General features: G+C 69.7%; 33 protein-coding genes and 1 pseudogene. 1 reads left to right on the top strand and 33 read right to left on the bottom strand.

The features are described 5' to 3' along the window. Positions 1-116: 116 nt before the first annotated feature. The 33 genes and pseudogenes from DFR74_RS33400 to DFR74_RS33550 all read right to left on the bottom strand — a co-directional run bounded on the left by DFR74_RS33400 (position 117) and on the right by DFR74_RS33550 (position 13,761). On the bottom strand, positions 117-659 hold the full coding sequence (locus DFR74_RS33400) for a hypothetical protein (RefSeq protein WP_084537513.1): 543 nt from the start codon (positions 657-659) through the stop codon (positions 117-119). After that, the gene (locus DFR74_RS36405) at positions 656-808 is read right to left on the bottom strand and encodes a hypothetical protein (protein WP_157115824.1); all 153 of its coding nucleotides are present in this window, start codon (positions 806-808) and stop codon (positions 656-658) included. Before DFR74_RS36405 ends, DFR74_RS33400 begins: the two co-directional genes overlap by 4 nt. Continuing rightward, a complete protein-coding gene (locus DFR74_RS33405) occupies positions 801-1,100 on the bottom strand; it encodes a hypothetical protein (protein ID WP_067507998.1) in 300 nt (99 codons plus the stop codon). The genes DFR74_RS36405 and DFR74_RS33405 overlap by 8 nt, the downstream gene beginning before the upstream one ends. Then, positions 1,093-1,302 carry a hypothetical protein gene (locus tag DFR74_RS33410; RefSeq protein WP_067508000.1) on the bottom strand — a complete coding sequence of 70 codons (210 nt, stop codon included), beginning with the start codon at positions 1,300-1,302 and terminating at the stop codon, positions 1,093-1,095. Before DFR74_RS33410 ends, DFR74_RS33405 begins: the two co-directional genes overlap by 8 nt. Then, a complete protein-coding gene (locus tag DFR74_RS33415) occupies positions 1,299-2,114 on the bottom strand; it encodes a DNA adenine methylase (RefSeq protein ID WP_067508001.1) in 816 nt (271 codons plus the stop codon). Before DFR74_RS33415 ends, DFR74_RS33410 begins: the two co-directional genes overlap by 4 nt. Further along, complete coding sequence (locus tag DFR74_RS33420; RefSeq protein WP_067508003.1) at positions 2,114-2,461, bottom strand: hypothetical protein; 348 nt, start codon at positions 2,459-2,461, stop codon at positions 2,114-2,116. The genes DFR74_RS33415 and DFR74_RS33420 overlap by 1 nt, the downstream gene beginning before the upstream one ends. Beyond that, the gene (locus DFR74_RS33425) at positions 2,454-2,702 is read right to left on the bottom strand and encodes a hypothetical protein (RefSeq protein WP_067508005.1); all 249 of its coding nucleotides are present in this window, start codon (positions 2,700-2,702) and stop codon (positions 2,454-2,456) included. The genes DFR74_RS33420 and DFR74_RS33425 overlap by 8 nt, the downstream gene beginning before the upstream one ends. Beyond that, complete coding sequence (locus DFR74_RS33430) at positions 2,699-2,956, bottom strand: hypothetical protein (RefSeq protein ID WP_147266023.1); 258 nt, start codon at positions 2,954-2,956, stop codon at positions 2,699-2,701. Before DFR74_RS33430 ends, DFR74_RS33425 begins: the two co-directional genes overlap by 4 nt. Then, a complete protein-coding gene (locus tag DFR74_RS33435) occupies positions 2,949-3,392 on the bottom strand; it encodes a hypothetical protein (RefSeq protein ID WP_067508009.1) in 444 nt (147 codons plus the stop codon). Before DFR74_RS33435 ends, DFR74_RS33430 begins: the two co-directional genes overlap by 8 nt. Continuing rightward, positions 3,389-4,300, bottom strand: coding sequence for a hypothetical protein (locus DFR74_RS33440; protein ID WP_067508011.1), 912 nt, complete (start codon positions 4,298-4,300; stop codon positions 3,389-3,391). The genes DFR74_RS33435 and DFR74_RS33440 overlap by 4 nt, the downstream gene beginning before the upstream one ends. Then, positions 4,293-4,766: a CIA30 family protein gene (locus DFR74_RS33445; protein ID WP_067508013.1), complete on the bottom strand. Its 474-nt coding sequence runs from the start codon at positions 4,764-4,766 to the stop codon at positions 4,293-4,295. Before DFR74_RS33445 ends, DFR74_RS33440 begins: the two co-directional genes overlap by 8 nt. After that, positions 4,759-5,901, bottom strand: a complete 1,143-nt coding sequence (locus DFR74_RS33450; RefSeq protein WP_067508015.1) for a hypothetical protein — start codon at positions 5,899-5,901, stop codon at positions 4,759-4,761. The genes DFR74_RS33445 and DFR74_RS33450 overlap by 8 nt, the downstream gene beginning before the upstream one ends. Continuing rightward, positions 5,891-6,334, bottom strand: a complete 444-nt coding sequence (locus tag DFR74_RS33455) for an HNH endonuclease (protein ID WP_067508017.1) — start codon at positions 6,332-6,334, stop codon at positions 5,891-5,893. The genes DFR74_RS33450 and DFR74_RS33455 overlap by 11 nt, the downstream gene beginning before the upstream one ends. Then, positions 6,331-6,687 (bottom strand): hypothetical protein, encoded by a 357-nt coding sequence (locus tag DFR74_RS33460; protein ID WP_067508019.1) that lies wholly within the window; start codon positions 6,685-6,687, stop codon positions 6,331-6,333. The genes DFR74_RS33455 and DFR74_RS33460 overlap by 4 nt, the downstream gene beginning before the upstream one ends. Then, complete coding sequence (locus DFR74_RS33465; protein ID WP_067508021.1) at positions 6,684-7,571, bottom strand: ATP-binding protein; 888 nt, start codon at positions 7,569-7,571, stop codon at positions 6,684-6,686. Before DFR74_RS33465 ends, DFR74_RS33460 begins: the two co-directional genes overlap by 4 nt. 2 nt (positions 7,572-7,573) lie before the next feature. Beyond that, positions 7,574-8,110 carry a hypothetical protein gene (locus tag DFR74_RS33470; RefSeq protein WP_067508023.1) on the bottom strand — a complete coding sequence of 179 codons (537 nt, stop codon included), beginning with the start codon at positions 8,108-8,110 and terminating at the stop codon, positions 7,574-7,576. Further along, positions 8,107-8,313, bottom strand: coding sequence for a hypothetical protein (locus DFR74_RS33475; protein WP_067508025.1), 207 nt, complete (start codon positions 8,311-8,313; stop codon positions 8,107-8,109). Before DFR74_RS33475 ends, DFR74_RS33470 begins: the two co-directional genes overlap by 4 nt. Next, positions 8,310-9,017 (bottom strand): WhiB family transcriptional regulator, encoded by a 708-nt coding sequence (locus DFR74_RS33480; RefSeq protein ID WP_067508027.1) that lies wholly within the window; start codon positions 9,015-9,017, stop codon positions 8,310-8,312. The genes DFR74_RS33475 and DFR74_RS33480 overlap by 4 nt, the downstream gene beginning before the upstream one ends. Beyond that, positions 9,011-9,208, bottom strand: a complete 198-nt coding sequence (locus DFR74_RS33485; protein WP_113975397.1) for a hypothetical protein — start codon at positions 9,206-9,208, stop codon at positions 9,011-9,013. The genes DFR74_RS33480 and DFR74_RS33485 overlap by 7 nt, the downstream gene beginning before the upstream one ends. Further along, positions 9,205-9,417, bottom strand: coding sequence for a hypothetical protein (locus DFR74_RS33490; protein WP_067508029.1), 213 nt, complete (start codon positions 9,415-9,417; stop codon positions 9,205-9,207). Before DFR74_RS33490 ends, DFR74_RS33485 begins: the two co-directional genes overlap by 4 nt. Then, entirely contained in the window at positions 9,414-9,662 is a 249-nt protein-coding gene (locus tag DFR74_RS33495) for a hypothetical protein (protein WP_067508032.1), read from the bottom strand. The genes DFR74_RS33490 and DFR74_RS33495 overlap by 4 nt, the downstream gene beginning before the upstream one ends. Then, entirely contained in the window at positions 9,659-9,856 is a 198-nt protein-coding gene (locus DFR74_RS33500; protein ID WP_147266024.1) for a hypothetical protein, read from the bottom strand. Before DFR74_RS33500 ends, DFR74_RS33495 begins: the two co-directional genes overlap by 4 nt. After that, entirely contained in the window at positions 9,853-10,167 is a 315-nt protein-coding gene (locus DFR74_RS33505; RefSeq protein ID WP_067508035.1) for a hypothetical protein, read from the bottom strand. The genes DFR74_RS33500 and DFR74_RS33505 overlap by 4 nt, the downstream gene beginning before the upstream one ends. Positions 10,168-10,277: 110 nt before the next feature. Next, positions 10,278-10,484: a hypothetical protein gene (locus DFR74_RS33510; protein ID WP_067508037.1), complete on the bottom strand. Its 207-nt coding sequence runs from the start codon at positions 10,482-10,484 to the stop codon at positions 10,278-10,280. Continuing rightward, positions 10,481-10,747, bottom strand: coding sequence for a hypothetical protein (locus DFR74_RS33515; protein WP_147266025.1), 267 nt, complete (start codon positions 10,745-10,747; stop codon positions 10,481-10,483). The genes DFR74_RS33510 and DFR74_RS33515 overlap by 4 nt, the downstream gene beginning before the upstream one ends. After that, entirely contained in the window at positions 10,744-10,875 is a 132-nt protein-coding gene (locus DFR74_RS37715) for a hypothetical protein (RefSeq protein ID WP_267898931.1), read from the bottom strand. The genes DFR74_RS33515 and DFR74_RS37715 overlap by 4 nt, the downstream gene beginning before the upstream one ends. Further along, entirely contained in the window at positions 10,875-11,045 is a 171-nt protein-coding gene (locus DFR74_RS36410) for a hypothetical protein (protein WP_157115825.1), read from the bottom strand. The genes DFR74_RS37715 and DFR74_RS36410 overlap by 1 nt, the downstream gene beginning before the upstream one ends. 404 nt (positions 11,046-11,449) lie before the next feature. Then, a pseudogene (locus tag DFR74_RS38190) lies at positions 11,450-11,626 on the bottom strand (NUMOD4 domain-containing protein); the annotation flags it as partial. Then, positions 11,623-12,039 carry a hypothetical protein gene (locus DFR74_RS33530; RefSeq protein ID WP_067508043.1) on the bottom strand — a complete coding sequence of 139 codons (417 nt, stop codon included), beginning with the start codon at positions 12,037-12,039 and terminating at the stop codon, positions 11,623-11,625. The pseudogene DFR74_RS38190 and the gene DFR74_RS33530, both read right to left, overlap by 4 nt. An 80-nt stretch (positions 12,040-12,119) precedes the next feature. Next, on the bottom strand, positions 12,120-12,365 hold the full coding sequence (locus DFR74_RS33535) for a hypothetical protein (protein WP_067508045.1): 246 nt from the start codon (positions 12,363-12,365) through the stop codon (positions 12,120-12,122). After that, on the bottom strand, positions 12,362-12,643 hold the full coding sequence (locus DFR74_RS33540) for a hypothetical protein (protein WP_067508047.1): 282 nt from the start codon (positions 12,641-12,643) through the stop codon (positions 12,362-12,364). Before DFR74_RS33540 ends, DFR74_RS33535 begins: the two co-directional genes overlap by 4 nt. Beyond that, positions 12,640-13,494: a phage antirepressor KilAC domain-containing protein gene (locus DFR74_RS33545; protein ID WP_067508048.1), complete on the bottom strand. Its 855-nt coding sequence runs from the start codon at positions 13,492-13,494 to the stop codon at positions 12,640-12,642. The genes DFR74_RS33540 and DFR74_RS33545 overlap by 4 nt, the downstream gene beginning before the upstream one ends. 54 nt (positions 13,495-13,548) lie before the next feature. Next, positions 13,549-13,761 carry a MerR family transcriptional regulator gene (locus tag DFR74_RS33550; protein WP_084537515.1) on the bottom strand — a complete coding sequence of 71 codons (213 nt, stop codon included), beginning with the start codon at positions 13,759-13,761 and terminating at the stop codon, positions 13,549-13,551. A 108-nt stretch (positions 13,762-13,869) separates the two neighbouring features. On the opposite strand from DFR74_RS33550, the gene DFR74_RS33555 reads away from it, so the two are divergent. After that, positions 13,870-14,201 (top strand): helix-turn-helix domain-containing protein (locus DFR74_RS33555; RefSeq protein ID WP_147266026.1); only part of this gene is annotated, 332 nt, incomplete at its 3' end.

Below are 14,201 nucleotides of genomic sequence, written 5' to 3' on the forward strand. Positions count from 1 at the left end.
ATCCGGTGGTGGTTGAGCGGGCTGTGGCGGCCATCCTCGCGGCTGTGCCGTCGGCCGGGCAGTTCCAGGTTGCGCCTCAGCCCGCTCGTATGCCAGGAACCAGGGTTCGTGCACGGTCACTCCTCCCCAGGCAGTGCGAGTTTCGCCAGCGCCCGCAGGTGGGTGGCGGGCATGGGGTCGTCGATCGGCGCGCCGGTCATGCGGGCGCCGATGGCCATGAGCAGGACGGCGTCGGCGGTGTCGTGGCCGGCGATGTCGATGTCCGGGTAGCGGCGGACGGCCGCGGCGAGAACGGTGTCTTTGCCCGCGTTGCCTCGGCCGGTGCCGTACATGGCGCGCGTGTTCGGCGGGACGACCAGGACCTGCCGCGTGGTTCCGGCGAGCAGGTCGTACATCAGCCACCACAAGCCCGCGCGATCCCACTGGGAGCCGGTGGTGCGGGAGTAGGCGGGTCCTTCCATCACGACGAGCGCACAGTCCGGGATGGGCGGGAGGATGCGGCGGGCGAGGTCGGTGAGCCGCTGGTAGCGGACCGGCCACGTGTCGTCGGCCTTCCCTCGGGTTTCGATGGTGCCGCACCACGGTGGCCGGCCGGGGTGGAGGACGGCGATGCCGGTGGAGGTGAGCGACAGGTCCAGGCCGACGATGGAGCGGGTCACCGGTCGGCCTCCTCGCGGTCGGCGGGCTCGTACACCTCGCACCGGCACTGTCCGCCGAGCAGTCCTCGGCCCTGGCAGGCTCCGATGCGGTGGAGGTGCGCGGCGCGGCGGTGCGTGCAGGTGCAGCGGGCGGGGGTCTGATCAGGCATTGCCACCTCCCAGCACGTCGGCGACTGTGAAGCCGTTGACCTGGACGCGTGGTGCGCGGGCCTGCGCGATGGTCAGTGCAGTGGACTCGGCCAGCAGCACGGGTTCGGTGTGGGCGGGGCCGTCGGTGTCGCCGTACCACCATGTGCCGTCGGTGACGGCGTAGCCGGTGGTGTCGCGGCGTCGGCGGCGCATGACGAGGATGCTGAAGTGCCGGTGCTCGGGGTGGTCCTCGGGCAGGCAGGACGCGGTGTACCGGTCGATGGTGATGCGGGCGGGTGGGATCTCAGGCATGGTCGTCCTCTCGGTCGGCGCGCGCGATCGCCTCGGCGGCGCGTGCGCTGATGTGGCCGGTGCTGGTGTCGGCCTGGGCGGGGCGGGGCCGGTGGATGGGGCAGGCGCGCATCACGTCGGCGTCGTCGGGGGTGAGCCAGCCACGGCGGCAGTCGTACGGGCAGCGGTCTGGGATGTCGTCGCCGGTGCGGTCGAGGGTCATGACGCCTCCCCGAAATCGAGGCCTTGATCCGGCAGTTCCCGGTTGGTCCACACGATCTCGGTCCGGGCGCCGTCGACCGCGTTGCCGTTGAACGTCGGAATCTCGACCCGCGCCCATCCGGTCAACGCGCCGTCGTACAGGTCGCTGGCGTATCCGGACACCGCTACACCGGCCCGGGCGCGTAGCAGCGCCTCGAGCAGTTCCTCGTGATCGGCGTCGCTGGCCATCTCGTGGGCGTAGTTGGTGCCGTTGCGGGTCGATCCGAGGTAGGGCGGGTCGACGTACAGGCACACCGCCGGGTGCGCGCCGTACGCGGCGATCACCTCCAGCGCCGGGCGGCACTCCAAGCTCACCGCGTGCAGGCGCTCCGCAGCAGCGCCGAGGCGCTGCACGTATCCGGCGAGGTAGTCCGGCATCGACGACGAGCTACCGCCGGGGTCGATGTAGTGCCGCCACCCGGTCCGGCGCAGCGCCCCGGATCGGGATTGGCTGAGCCGCACCCATACCCGCCGGGCAACCTCCAGCTCGTCTGGCACGTCGAGGTCGGCCGCGGCGGCGTACTCGGCGCGCGAATGCGGGGTCAGCGCACACGCGCGCGCGAGTTCGGCCGGGCGGTCGCGCAGCACCCGCCAGAACGTCATCAGCTCCTGGTGGAGGTCGTTGACAGTCTCGAACCGTGCTGGCGACTTCGCGAGCAGCACGCTCAGGCTCCCAGCGAACGGCTCGACGTAGTGCCGGTGAGCGGGCAGCAGTTCGACGATGCGCGCCGCGGTGGACATCTTGCCGCCGAAGTACGGGAACGGCGGGCGCATCAGTCCACCTCCTTGGGTGTCCACAGAACGGTGACGTCGCGGTGCAGGCGGAGCAGCTCGGCGCTCCACCGCTGCGCCCCGCTCCCAGAGATGCACCAGACCACGTGCCCGCTGTCGTCCACCCGAGTGGACTGTGCCGCCCACGTTCCGGCCAGGATCACCGACCCGACCGGCAGCGCATCCAGGTCGGCCGGGTCAGCGATCACGCGGGCTGGTGGACGCCATCCGGCGGCGAGGATTGACGCGGCGACCTCTCGCGTTGTCGCACCGTCGCCGCTCTCGCCGGGCTCGCGGCTCAGGTCGGCGATCGTCACCGTGAGCCGATCGAGCGGGTTGATCTCAGGCATTGCGGGCCTCCTCGGTGGGGACGTACAGGACGGTGACCGGCAGGTACGGCCGGTGACAGTGACGCCCCATCGGGACCGCGCTGGTAGCCCGAACCCAGCCCATGAGCGGATCGGAGTGGACACGCGTGCACGCGGCTGCGAAGGCGTCGAGTACGACCGAACCAATCGGCAGGGCATCGACCCCTGCTTGATCGGTGATCTCGCGGGCGGGGTGATGCGCGGCATCGGTGTTGTCACTCATGGGGTTTCGTCTCCTCGGCGCAGCCACGCCAGGGTGTCTGCCATATATCGGTCGTGGGTCATATCCGGGTTATGGGCGATCCGCGCGACCGCCCCGCTCGACGGGCTACCGGACAGGAGGTCGCCGCTCGTGTAGCCGTCACGGAGGCGGTTCGCCAGATCCTCCAGCTCGTAGATCAGGTCGGTGAGGGTGTCAGCGCCGATGGTGATCTCGGCGTGATAGGCGCGACGCGGCGCGGGAGAGGTGTCAGCCACGGCCGTCCACCTCACGCAGCTCGTAGACGGTGCCACCGGATCGGTCTGCGGCGTCGCCCGCGATCTCGGCGTCCGGCCAAACCCGCTCGTCCAGCGCGGCAACCTCGTCGGGGTGCTCGTCGCGCCACCGCTGCCATGACGGGTCGGTGAGCTTGTGGTTGATCCACTCCGGCACGTCGGGTGTCGGTGCGAAGGGGTCCGCACCGGCCTGGCACCGCTCACACCTCGCTGGCAAGTCGTCGTCGCCGTAGCGCAGATGCTGTCCGCAGAAGTACAGGCCGCAGCCGTGCTCACCGCCGCGCGGCTCCTCGCCGCAGCACACGAAGTAGAGGCCGCGATTGATCCCCTCGCCGCACCCGGGGTGATCACAGGTAGCAGGTACGCCGTAGCCGATGTCACGGCGCCAGTTGGTGTCGTATCCGACTGCCCAGCTCATCCGCGCACCTCCCCCAGCTCGCCCTTCGGCGCGGTTGTCTCGCCAGCCTGGGTCAGCGCCGTGCGTGCGCGGGTCCGCACCGAGGCGTCCATCGACCGGATGTATCCCTCCAGCTGCGCCCGCCGCTGCTCCGGGCTGCTGCTGATGTTGGTCGGGGTGAGGTCATGGCGGGTGCCGTGCTCGGCGAAGTCCCGCAAGGCCGCCTCCAGCTCGGCGATGCGGGCTTTCGCGGACTCGATGTCGGGCGGCAGCGGCGCGGGCGCGCACCCGCTGCACCCCTCCGGCTCGCCTGCCTGGTCGACGCCCGCGGGCATCGAGTCCAGGGCCCGCTGCTCCAGCTCCTCGACGCGGCGCGCCAGGGTGGTGGCGAGGTCGATCACGTCGATCAGCCCGCCGTCCGGCTCGAGCGCGTAGTGCGCGAGGCGCGGTTCGGGGTCCGGACCGGGTTCGATCCCGCCGTACGAGGCGAGCATCACCCGCCGGAGCCGTTCCAGCTCGGCGACGGTCAGCACAGGGGCGTCGGCTTTGCCGCCCAGCTGCCCCGTGGAGCGACTTTCGGGGTCGGGTGTGGGTTCGGGTGAGGGAGAGGGGGTTTCGAGGGCTCCAGCGCGCCGCTGGAGCATCCACCGCTCTCGCGCGTCGGCGGGGATGCCGTAGGCGCTCTCCAGGTGCGCGATCCACGCCTCGGCCAGCTCGAGCCGGACTGCGGGCGGCTCGTGCTCGGAGCACGGCTCGGACTCCACCGGCACACCGCACACCGCGCACACCCACCCGCCGGGCGGGGCCAGATCCGACCACACCCGGCCCTCGAGTGCGGCGAGCCGCTCACGCACCTCGCGCAGGGAATCGCGGGTAGTGGCCAGGCACTGGCCGCAGCCGGGGCGGCCGTAGACGGTGATCTCAGGCATGGGCGGGCTCCTGCGGGAGGTCGAACAGGGTCGGCTCGGTTGGCGGGGCGGGGTCGGCGAGTTGCGCGAGGACGAGAGCGTCCAGGCGGTCGAGGCGGCGGGTGTTCTGCGGCCAGGTCGCCCACCATGTGCGGGCCTGCGCGAGCACCTCGGGCGGCAGGGAGTCGCGCCAGGCGTGCAGGCGGCGGTAGGTGATCCGCACTTCGCGGATGAGGGCGCCAGGCTTGCAGAGCTTGGCGCTGCCGTCGGGCCATGTCTCGATGACGTGCCATTCGTGCCAGGTGCCGACGAGGGCGGTTCTGGTGAAGTCGTACCAAAACCCGCCTCCGCCTCCGGAGTAGGTGGCCTGGCGCCAGCGTTCGAGCGCGAACTCGGGCGCGGCGAGCAGCTCGCCGAGGTCGTGGTGGCGGGCGCGGAGAAGGGCGCGTTCGTTGTCGGTCAGGATCACCGGCCGGTGCTCAGGCATGAGAGTCCTCGGGTTCGGTTGCGGGCTGGGCGGTTTCGGCGCGCAGGGCCTCGAACTGCTCGCGCAGCGTCGGGCGAGTTCGCGGCGGTTCGTGCGTGCAGAGCGTCGTGCCGCGGTAGCCGTCGTCGTCGCACAGCGAGCACGCCTCGACGGCTCGGCGCTCGATTTCGGATTTCGCCTTGCGCTCGGCGGCGTGCGCCACTTCGGCGGCGCGCTTGCGGCTCGCGGTCCAGCGCTCGTGCAGCTCGCGGAGCGTCCGGCAGTCGTGGCACGGGTCGCTGGTGCCGCCGGGATGGCGGGGGCAGAACCGGGGCGGCTCGGTGGCGGCCAGGCGCCCGCGCAGCCATGCCTCGTACCGCTCGGCGGTGGCGCCGCAGTCGGCGCAGTCGGCGACGTGAGCGTCGGGGTGCTCGGGATGGAACTTCGGGGGTGGGGCGTCTGCCGCCGGGGCCGGTTCGGGCACGTGACGTACCCCAGTTACGTAACCACCTATGGAGCTGGTTAATGGAGCTGGAGCAGGAGCAGGTAGGAAACCCTGGGGTAAACCCACCCCCTGGGTTTCACCGAAAGCTACGGGGTGATCCACGGGTAAACCTTGGGGGTAATCCAGGGGGTGATCCGCGCCCTGATCCACCCCGTAACCCACCTCGAAAGGCAGGGGAAAACCCTTGGGGTCGATGGCCTTGCGCGCCATCACCTCCCCGACCTTCTCCAGCGCCCAGCTACCCAGATTCGGCTCCCGATCCCGCAGCCGATGCAACTCGTGCACGATCACCCCGCGCAGCACAGGCGACGCCGTGCCCGCGAACGCGATCGTCATCGACACCGCCGTCTTCGGGTTCTTCATCAGCCCGTCGTGCCGGATGTAGGAGCGCACCAGCACCTCCTCGGTGCTCTCGTCGATCACTACGTACAAGCCCGACGCCAACTCCTCCGCGGCGGCGCGCAACTGACCCACCGTCCACGCTCCGGCGTTGGCCACCATGCGGCCCGGACGCCAGTCCGCCACACCGCAATACGTCATCGTCGGCGAGGTGAGCAGCATGAAGTACAGGTGCTGAGCGGCCGGTGACAGCGCTCGGAAGTCGTCGTCGTTCCAGATCGCCAGCCGGATCTGCGCGTATTCACGTGCCATCAGGGCACCTCCCGTGCGTATTGGTCCCCCGACTCAGGCGGGTGGCCTCGGCCACCGTGTCCAGCACCGTCGCCACGACCGCGGTGACGGTGCCGTCCTCGCCGAGCAGCACCAGCCCGTGCAGCCGGGACCGCACCGGCACCGAGGCCGGGTCGGTGCCGCGAGACACCAGCCACCCATCCACCCGCGCGGCGTCACGACGGGACTCGATCCAGTCGTGACACGGGCGGCAGATGACGACCAGCGAGCACGCCTGGTTGACGCGTGGCTCGCGGGTGCCGCCCATCCCGCGCGGGATGCGGTGGTGCACATCAGCATTCGTCACCGGCGTCGCGCAGCGTTCGCAGCGGCCGCCGCAACGGGCGCGCACCAGATCCAGCACCGCGGCGGACGGACCCGTGTAGCGACGGCGGGATTTCGGCCAGTAGGTCATGCGCCCTCCCCACGCCCAGCGACCCCGTACATGCTGCGGATGCTGGCGCCCACGGACTGGAGCGCCCGGAGTTCGGCCTCCAGCGCGCGGGCGCGGCGGTCCGCGTACTTGTACGCCGCGTCGGCGGCGTCGCGCGCCGCGCGCTCATCCTGGGTCACCAGTTCAGCGCCGTACTTGCGTTCGTGCACCGGCCCGGTGGTGTCGAGATAGGCACGGGCGTAGGCGGCGTCGTACAGGCGGTCCGCGTCGAGGAACGCGGCGTAGCGCTCCCCGCACACCCGCACTCCTTCGGCGATCTGGTTGGCGCACTGGCGGATAGCAGCTTCGACATCGGCCGGGTTGTAGTCGGTCACTTCCCGGCCTCCGGGGTGCGCATCTTCACCTGGGTGGCGCGCTTGCGGATGAAATCGCCCAGCACCGTGGGGAATCCGGATTCGTCCAGCATCGGCGCACCGTCGAGCTGATGGCCCGACACTTCGTCGAACAGCTCCTTGAGCGCCTCGACGGAGTCGAGTTCGATCGCGCGCTCTCGGTACTCCATCACCGGCGGGATCTGTGCGCCGTCAGCGAGGAACTCGGCGACCTTCACCGCCAGCTCCACGCCGGGCTTGGTGTAGGCGGCACCGATGTCCACGCCCTCGATGCGGGACTTGCTGACCGTCAGTGTGTTGGACAGGTCCAGGTCGCCGACGAGGTCGAACTCGTGCTCGATCCCGTCGCGCTGAATCGGTTTGAGCCCGACTCGGCGGGGCTCCTGCTTGCCACGGTCGTTGGTTTCGAGCACGTACTCGGTCTTCACGCGCAGGGTGGCGATCACGTGGCCGGGGAAGGCGAGGATGGCGTCGATCATCTTCTTCTCCTCCGGGCCGACGACCTTCCAGCCGGAGGCGAATTTGTTCGCGCCGGAGCGGCGGTCGACCTGCTCCAACATGCCGTCGGTGCCCGACCAGTAGTGCGACAGGGAGTCGATCACGACCACGTCGAACCGGCCGGCCGCTTTGCCGAGGTGCTCCACCAGCGACAGCGGCGCGAACGACGCGGGCTTCATCGTCTGGAAGCGCCACCCGTTGCGGCCCACGTACTTCGACGCGGACCCGCGCTCGGTATCGATCACCGCGACCTGTTCACCGAGGCCGAACGCCAGCATCAGCGCGGTGTACGTCTTGCCCGCCCCCGCGGGTCCGGTGAGCGCGATCCGCGCCTTCGCTGCTTCCTTCGTCGCGTCCTCGAATTCCATGCTCACGCCTCGATTCCCAGCAGCGGTACCCGCGCCCCCGCCAGCAGCTCGCGCACCGCGTACTCGGCGGTGATCTCCTTCGTCGCCGACACCACCGGCTTGCCGGGCGCCACGGTGATGCCGGGAATCGGGCGTCCCCTCGCCGCGGCGGCTTTCGCCTGCCCGACCAGGTAGGCGGGAACCACATGCACCTCGGTGAACAGGTCGCTGCGTCCGGCGTCGATCAGGATCGGCAGGATCTCGTCCACGCGCCCCAGTTCCACGCGGGATTCGATCTTGTCGGGGTACTCGGTGCGCAGCCAATCATCCAAGGCGTCCGGATCGGTCACGGTCGCTTCGGGTTTCGGATCGGACTTGGTGACCCGCCCGAGCTTGCGGTCATCGGCGGTGCGCGCGGCCACGCTGTCACCGCGCGCGATCTGCTCGCCCATCACCTGCTTGGACCGCTTGAACTCCTCCAGCACCAGATCGGCGAGCGTCTTCAGCATCACGATCTTGTAGGCGAGGTCGGCGTTCGTGTACGCCTCGATGTCGGTCATTTCTCCCCTTCCAGGGCGGCGATGATCGCGCCCGTCAGGTCATGGATCTGGCGGATCTGCTCCAGGCCGTGGGTCGTGCAGTGCATCGGGTCCGCGCCGTCGTAGCCCGTCAGGTACAAGCGCCGGTTGAAGTCGAGATGGAACTGTGTGGAGGACAGGCCATCCCGCAACGTCAGGCGCAGGTCGTCGAGGTTGCGGATCACGCGCTCACCGCCTCGAGCTGGGCGGCCGCGCCGAGGATGCGGCGCTCGGTGACCCGCCGCACCCTCACCAACTGCCCGGACCGGATGCCCGCCAGCGTGGTCGTGTTCGACCCGCACGCCGCCGCGATCCGCGTCAGACCCCACCCCGCCGCGAGGAGGCGTTCTATCTCCGCGCGTGCCGCCGCAGCGGAGACCAAGTCACGGCGGCACAGCTGGCAGCGCGTCGCCTTTACGGCCTCGAACTCGGTCCCGCACGCCGTGCATTCGCGCGGCGTGGGCGCCTGGAACACCTTGGGCGCTGTCGGCTCGCCGTACACGCGGCGCAGCGCGCGACGCTCGGCAGGGACATCGAGCCGATACCCGGCCCGGATGCCGAACTCGTCCCGCGTGCGCGCCGCCGCCCGCCCGCACTTCTCCAGCACCGGGCAGCGCTGGCAGATCGCCTTGGCGAGCCTCTCCTGCTCTGCCTTGGCCGCCTTCTCCGCCTCGGTCGACGCGCGTCCGTCCGGGTGCCACAGGTGCGGCTCCCACTTCAGGCACTCGCCGCGCTGCTCCCACGGCCCGTCCGAGGGCGCGTCGCTGCCACGGCAAGCGCGGCGGAGGCGCAGATAGCAGGCGTTGCAGCGGCCACGCCCCGAATGCCGCACCGCCGGCCCGAACTCGACGCCGCACTCCACGCACGCCGCCACCCGCACGCTCACCATGCGCCCACCCCCTCAGCGATATCCCGGTCCCGCGCGGCGTCCGGGTCGAACGGCACCGCCTCGTCGCCCTCGTCACCGTCGAGGGCGCGGCCGATCGCGGTCTCACGCGGCGGCCGCTTCACCGTCATCTCCGCGAGGCGGCCCGACCGGCCCGGACGCTCGTACGGCTCCCACCATTTCGTTTCGCTCATGCCAGCGGCTCCCAAATCACGTGCCCGGGAAGATATGCCGCCACCGACACGGCGTCGTAGTCGTGATCCGACCCCGGTGTTTTCCACCGCAGGATCGGCGCGCCCGCGCGAGCGACCGACCACAGCTCGAACACCGCGTCACCGGTGTGGATCACCGTCCCCTGCGGCAGCGCCTCCAGTTCCTGCTGTGTCCTGATGCAGCGGCTCACGACTCGCCCCCGACATAGCGGGCGTACACCACGCCGTCGCGGTGCTCGGCCTCGAACTCACCGCCCGGGAACGCCCGGTACTGGCCGCGCCGCACCTTCGACGCGATCGAGATTGCCGAGGTCTCGTAGATCGGGTTCGGCCAACGCGCCCACCGGCCCGGCTGCTCACGCAACTCGGTCGCGAACTCGGCCAGCCGTCGCCTGCCCGATGTGGGCGGCAGCTCGTCCACGAACTCCGCCGTCATGCGGCCTCCTCGTGCTCCAGCTCGGCGGCGTCGATCTCCCCGGACCAGGCGCAGTGCTCGCAGCCCTCGGCGGCGCAGAACGGGCAGGCGGCGGCGACCGGGTCGTCGGGCCGGTGGTGGATGGAGATCCCGAACGCGATCGCGCCCAGGATGCCGACGTAGACGATCTGGAGGATGTGGCCCAGGGCGATCACGCGGTCCACCGCCTCAGGTGCCGATCGGCCTCGGTGCGCACGAACTCGGAGATCCCCGGCGCGTAGGAGGCGATCACCTCCAGGTCGGCACGCAGGTGGGAGTAGCTGTCGAACAGCTCGGTCAGGTCCGAGGCGACGGACCGGGCGGAGGCGGCCTGCTCGGTCGCGCCCATCCACTCCAGCTGGCGGGCCAGGTCCAGCAGCCGCGCCTGCACGGCCTCCGGGTTCGGCGGGGTGATGGCGTCGGCGGGAGTGGTGGCGGCCCGCAGGCCCTCCGCCCACTCACCGATCGCCCGATTCGTGTCGGTCACAGGTAGACTCCTTCTCTGTTCCCGCCGAAGTACCGACTCGGCGGGGATGGCTATTGGGTTTGGTGACGCCCGGCCAGCAGGTCTCTAGGGGCACCGCTGGCCGGGCGGGCTCAGGTCCCCTCGGGGACGGGTATGGGCAGGGTCGCGACCCCCGACAGCAGCGGCAGCAGATCCGTGACGGTCTCGATCTCCACCGCCGCCAGCGTCAGCGCGGTCTGGTGCGCCGGATCCGCGTCGGCGGCCGCGAGCAGCACCGCCTTCAGCGCTCCGGACAGGATCTGTGCCAGATCGGCAGGGGTCAGGACGATTTCGGTCATCGCAGCGGCACCACCCGGGTGATGGCGTGGTCGAACGCGGCGAACGTCTTCCAGCAGACCAGGCACAGAAAACGCTTCTCGCATGCCCGCATGAACTCCAGGCACTTGGCGCACCAGAACCGCTCCCAGCACCCATGTATGACCACCCAGTAGTCCGCGCGCGGCGGATCGGCGTGCACGCGGCGTCCGTACTCCGAGCGCTCGCACGCGGGCTCGTGGTCCAGGTGCTCGATGCCGGCCAGCTCCGGCAGGGCGGCCGTCACCGCACCCACCCCACAGCCGGCGCGAGCATCAGCAGCAGGACGAGCGCGGGCGGCACCAGGTCGGCCAGGAACGGCCACCACCCCGCCGAGGCGTGATAGGCGCGCTGACGGGCACGCAGGGAGGCCATCACGACCGCCTCACGATCCGGCCGAACGCGGTCGGGACCCGCCCCGCCGACACGTCGTTCATGTGCTGAGCGCCGGTGAAACCGAACGCCTTGGCGATCATGTCGGCCTCGATCTCGCCGATCGGTTCGCCGTTCTTCCAGCGCGCCGCGGGCGGCTTCTTCTCGCTCATCGCCGCCACCCCCACAGCAGCCACGCCAGCAGCGGGGAGAGGATCGCAGCGCCGATCGTCCACACGAGAGCGAACGCCAGGAATCCGGTCATGCGGCACCACCTCGAGCCGTCTCCGCGTCGGGACTGAATCGCAGGTATTGCGCGTCCGATACGGTCTGCATGTCCCCGGCGCGACCCTTGTGGATATGAACGCGGGCGTACGTGCACGATCGGCACGTGCGATAGCCATTGGCGTAGGACAGGTTCGGCTCTGCGAGCCTGTGGCCACGAGGGCAGTGCGTCTTCGCCGCGTTGCGGTTCCGGCCAATGCCGGACCACTGGGCCAGACCCATCCAGAAAAGCTTCGGCGACAAGGCGATGCACCCGGCTGCGGCGCGAGATGCAATCCCGCGTCAGCGTCACCTGCATGTAGCCCGCCGAATCGGGGTACTGCGCCTTGACTCCCCCGCGAATCGACTGAGGCGCGCCGTTCGACCGGACTATCGTCCTGGCCACGGACCGGACGTGGCCAACGTTTGAGACCTCGTACAGGCCTTCCCACCCGACGGCCGGCCGCCACTGCTCCTCCGTGCCGCTCATCCGACCGGCTCCAGCCGCACGTCGTCGAGCCGGATGAACGCCGCGTCGGTGGTGATCTCCACGAACACCGGGCCGTCGAAGAAGTTGTTGTCGATCATCCCGGCGCCGATCGAGCAGGCCACGTCCAGGCACAGCTCGTAGTAGCCCGACCCCAGGTAACCCGTCGGGTACGCCCGGTAGGTGCCGTAGCCGATGTCGCCGGGCACGGTCCACATGCCGTTCGACGAGTACGGGTCCAGCGTCGGCTTGGGCGCCACCGGCGTTGTGGTCGGCGCGATCCACAGACCGGGCGCGTCGATCCCCGTCGTGGTCGAGGGGGTGGGCTTGCCCTCCACGGGCTCGCACGCGGTCGCGCCGAGCACCGCGAACGCGATGGCGGCCAGGGCGGCGACGGTATTCTTGCGGGTGAACATCCTGATATCTCCTGTTGTTGGGGTGTTCGTGGCCCGTCGAGATGCTGCTCGGCGGGCCTTCTTACGGGGGGTTGTGGAAGTCATTCCGGCAGCTCCGACTGCGCGTGCGTCAGCGCGGCGATCAGCGCCTCCGCCTGCTCGGAGGTCAGCAGCACCTGTGTGGACGTGAACGCCCAGTGGACCGTCAGCGCCACCAGGTGACAGCGGGAAAGCGAGTCGGGGGCGCGGACCTCGCCCGCGCCGACCGAGACCACGGACGAGGTGTAGGTGTCGATCAGGGTGGGCTCGCCCCAGTACAGGAACTGGCTCGCGGACGCAGTGCTCATGCGACACCGCCATTCGCCCACTTCTCGGCCCGGCGGATGCCGTCGGCGACCGCCGCGAGATACTGATCGATCGCCGCCTGACCCGCTGCGATCCTGAGTTCGGCGGCGCGCGAAGCGCGGCGATCCTCCGCGATCTCCTCATGAATCTTCGCGAGGACGCGATCTAGTTCGGCTGGCGTGCATTCGCGAAAGCGCTTGCCGATGCGCGGCCACACGATCGCGTCGAGACTTTGCTGGTCGTAGCCCTCAATCGCGGCCGGAAGCTCGGGCGTGCTCATGCGACACGCTCCCGGTTCACGAGCCGCGCGATCGCCTCGGCGCCAGCGGGCGTGGCCTTCAGGGTGTGCATGACCTCGCCCTTGAAGCGCGGGGCCTCGTGCACCTCGACGGGCCGGAAGTACTGCCGCTTATGCGAGTACGCGGAGTAGCGGCGGCGAATCTCCATGCAGCCCTTGGTGTTCGACCACCGGGACTCGGTCTCGACGTAGATCCAGCCCTTCGCCAAGAGGAGGTCTCGCAACCACTCCTCGCCCACCTCGTTGGCGGATGCGACGGTGCGCAGCTTCAGGAGATCGGAGTCGGCCACGTACAGCTCGACGTAGTTCACCTTCGGTGCGTCCTCGGCGACCTTCTCGGTGAGCTGCGCGATCTGGCGGTCCCGGTCGCTCAGCATTTTCTGCGCTTCGAGGACGGCGTGCGCCAGCAGCTCAGGCCCGGTCGGCATCGGCACGCCGGATGTCTCGGTGTCGAGCAGCATGTCCCGTACCCGGCGAGCGACTGCGGAATCGCGCAGTAGCATCCCGACGCGGAGGACCGCGCGGCGGGGGAAGAGGGCGATGCGGCTCGCCGAGGAGGGGACTTTGGTGTCGAAAGTCTCCTCGAATGCCGAGCGTGTGAGAACTTGGTAGCCGTCGGCTTCAATCTCGTCGCGGTTGTTCCGCACCAGAGTGAAGACCGTCTCTTTCGGCACCTCGTAGAACTCGGCCACCATGTCGGTGGTGACGTGCATGTCGTCGGGCAGTGTTCGCAGCACACCTAGCTTGTCGAGCACGTCGACCCGGGCGGCCAGCGCGTCGCGCTGCGACCGCGCGGCGGCGGAAGTGAGGTCGGGTACGGTATCGTCGGTCACGACGAGCTTCCTTTCGTTCGAGGCCCTCACCTGTTGCACCAGGTGGGGGCTGTTCTATGCGGACGCCCGGTCGGCGGAGTCGCGGAGCTGTTCCACATCGGCGCGCAGGAAGCGGCGGTGGCCGGTGGGGGTTCGGCGCGAGGCGATCAGTCCGTCGCGCTCGTATCGCTTGAGGGTGTCGGGGGAGACGCCGAGGATCGCGGCCGCCGGACCGACACTCAGCACTTCCGTGTCCTCGTAACTACTCCCAGTATGCTTGTTTCTCATGGCAGCAAGTCAAGCATGCTGGGATTAACCCAGTCAACCTGTACTAGTCGGTAATATGTGGTCTTCGCCACTGTTGCTGGGTTTGCGTGGGTCTGCCATACTTTGCCCATGACTGCTACAGCAGACCGTGTGGACGGCGCGAAGTTCATCCCCACGTGGGAGCTTCACGACACCCTTCGCAAGGCGAGGCAGACCACGGGGATGGACCAGAAGACATTCGCCGAGAAGATCGGCGTCACCGCAGGCTCATACGCGGGATGGGAGGCCGGCCGCAGCAAGCCGCGCGACCCGATCGCACTCGCCAAGCGAGTCGAGATGCTGACCCGCATCCCCGCCACCTGGATCTTGGGCATACACGACGAAACCCCCCGTCCGGGAGGTCCGAACGGGGGGTCTGAGGGTGAAGTGCGCCCGGAGAGACTCGAACTCCCAACCTTCTG

The sequence above is a fragment of the Nocardia puris genome, assembly GCF_003315035.1.
Lineage (GTDB): Bacteria > Actinomycetota > Actinomycetes > Mycobacteriales > Mycobacteriaceae > Nocardia > Nocardia puris.

Excerpts from the sequence above, each read along its gene's own strand:
- DFR74_RS36405 (WP_157115824.1), bottom strand. The coding sequence starts at position 808 with ATGCCTGATCAGACCCCCGCCCGCTGCACCTGCACGCACCGCCGCGCC.
- DFR74_RS33405 (WP_067507998.1), bottom strand. The coding sequence starts at position 1,100 with ATGCCTGAGATCCCACCCGCCCGCATCACCATCGACCGGTACACCGCG.
- DFR74_RS33410 (WP_067508000.1), bottom strand. The coding sequence starts at position 1,302 with ATGACCCTCGACCGCACCGGCGACGACATCCCAGACCGCTGCCCGTAC.
- DFR74_RS33415 (WP_067508001.1), bottom strand. The coding sequence starts at position 2,114 with ATGCGCCCGCCGTTCCCGTACTTCGGCGGCAAGATGTCCACCGCGGCG.
- DFR74_RS33420 (WP_067508003.1), bottom strand. The coding sequence starts at position 2,461 with ATGCCTGAGATCAACCCGCTCGATCGGCTCACGGTGACGATCGCCGAC.
- DFR74_RS33425 (WP_067508005.1), bottom strand. The coding sequence starts at position 2,702 with ATGAGTGACAACACCGATGCCGCGCATCACCCCGCCCGCGAGATCACC.
- DFR74_RS33435 (WP_067508009.1), bottom strand. The coding sequence starts at position 3,392 with ATGAGCTGGGCAGTCGGATACGACACCAACTGGCGCCGTGACATCGGC.
- DFR74_RS33440 (WP_067508011.1), bottom strand. The coding sequence starts at position 4,300 with ATGCCTGAGATCACCGTCTACGGCCGCCCCGGCTGCGGCCAGTGCCTG.
- DFR74_RS33445 (WP_067508013.1), bottom strand. The coding sequence starts at position 4,766 with ATGCCTGAGCACCGGCCGGTGATCCTGACCGACAACGAACGCGCCCTT.
- DFR74_RS33450 (WP_067508015.1), bottom strand. The coding sequence starts at position 5,901 with ATGGCACGTGAATACGCGCAGATCCGGCTGGCGATCTGGAACGACGAC.
- DFR74_RS33455 (WP_067508017.1), bottom strand. The coding sequence starts at position 6,334 with ATGACCTACTGGCCGAAATCCCGCCGTCGCTACACGGGTCCGTCCGCC.
- DFR74_RS33465 (WP_067508021.1), bottom strand. The coding sequence starts at position 7,571 with ATGGAATTCGAGGACGCGACGAAGGAAGCAGCGAAGGCGCGGATCGCG.
- DFR74_RS33470 (WP_067508023.1), bottom strand. The coding sequence starts at position 8,110 with ATGACCGACATCGAGGCGTACACGAACGCCGACCTCGCCTACAAGATC.
- DFR74_RS33480 (WP_067508027.1), bottom strand. The coding sequence starts at position 9,017 with ATGGTGAGCGTGCGGGTGGCGGCGTGCGTGGAGTGCGGCGTCGAGTTC.
- DFR74_RS33485 (WP_113975397.1), bottom strand. The coding sequence starts at position 9,208 with ATGAGCGAAACGAAATGGTGGGAGCCGTACGAGCGTCCGGGCCGGTCG.
- DFR74_RS33495 (WP_067508032.1), bottom strand. The coding sequence starts at position 9,662 with ATGACGGCGGAGTTCGTGGACGAGCTGCCGCCCACATCGGGCAGGCGA.
- DFR74_RS33510 (WP_067508037.1), bottom strand. The coding sequence starts at position 10,484 with ATGACCGAAATCGTCCTGACCCCTGCCGATCTGGCACAGATCCTGTCC.
- DFR74_RS37715 (WP_267898931.1), bottom strand. The coding sequence starts at position 10,875 with ATGGCCTCCCTGCGTGCCCGTCAGCGCGCCTATCACGCCTCGGCGGGG.
- DFR74_RS36410 (WP_157115825.1), bottom strand. The coding sequence starts at position 11,045 with ATGAGCGAGAAGAAGCCGCCCGCGGCGCGCTGGAAGAACGGCGAACCG.
- DFR74_RS33530 (WP_067508043.1), bottom strand. The coding sequence starts at position 12,039 with ATGTTCACCCGCAAGAATACCGTCGCCGCCCTGGCCGCCATCGCGTTC.
- DFR74_RS33535 (WP_067508045.1), bottom strand. The coding sequence starts at position 12,365 with ATGAGCACTGCGTCCGCGAGCCAGTTCCTGTACTGGGGCGAGCCCACC.
- DFR74_RS33540 (WP_067508047.1), bottom strand. The coding sequence starts at position 12,643 with ATGAGCACGCCCGAGCTTCCGGCCGCGATTGAGGGCTACGACCAGCAA.
- DFR74_RS33550 (WP_084537515.1), bottom strand. The coding sequence starts at position 13,761 with ATGAGAAACAAGCATACTGGGAGTAGTTACGAGGACACGGAAGTGCTG.